Genomic DNA, 637 nt, shown 5'->3' on the forward strand with positions numbered 1-637 from the left:
GGTCGAGGTTTGCCATTAAGTAATCTTTTAAGGTGTTGATAGATTGCTTACCTAATGGAATGACTTTTTGCCTTGCCAGCGATCCGTAGCGATCAAAAAGTTGGTTAAATCCCTCAAACGGCAGACAATCTTTGGTTAACTGACTGAGATTTTCGCGTCTCAACAGAGCATGTAAGTTACTAAGTTGTGAAAATATCTGTGGATCGGAGATGATCAACTCATTAAAGCGGATAATTTGACCGTTTTGTTTAAGATCTGCCAGATCGCTAAGTAAGTGTGGTTCGATCGAAAAAACATTCACTTGATAGCCACTGGCAAGCTTAGATTGGCCGTCGTGCAGTTCATCGGGCGGCATAATAACGATTTGCCCATGACCGACTTGGTGATGAGAGCCTTGATAATGAAACTTCTGCTCACCATGCGTGATCAAGCCGAGGTGAAAATCCAAATGATAGTGCCTTTGAAAGGCAAACTTTTGGTATTTCGCCTCGATCAGACTCAGTTGGTCATGGTCGGTCGCGTAGTATTGAATCTGTTCCATTACGTACAAAAAAAGCTTGGTCACATAATGACCAAGCTTATCCATCAATTGTTAGCTTGTCTTGTAAAAAACGATCACTGTGACTGAATGGCTCGG

General features: G+C 42.2%; 1 protein-coding gene. It reads right to left on the minus strand.

All coding sequences use genetic code 11. The features are described 5' to 3' along the window. On the minus strand, positions 1 to 541 hold a 541-nt coding region (locus tag R7Q48_RS28355), incomplete at its 3' end, for an AraC family ligand binding domain-containing protein (protein ID WP_318133652.1). Between the last annotated feature and the right edge of the window lie 96 nt (positions 542 to 637).

It is taken from the genome of Vibrio sp. 378 (assembly GCF_033339435.1).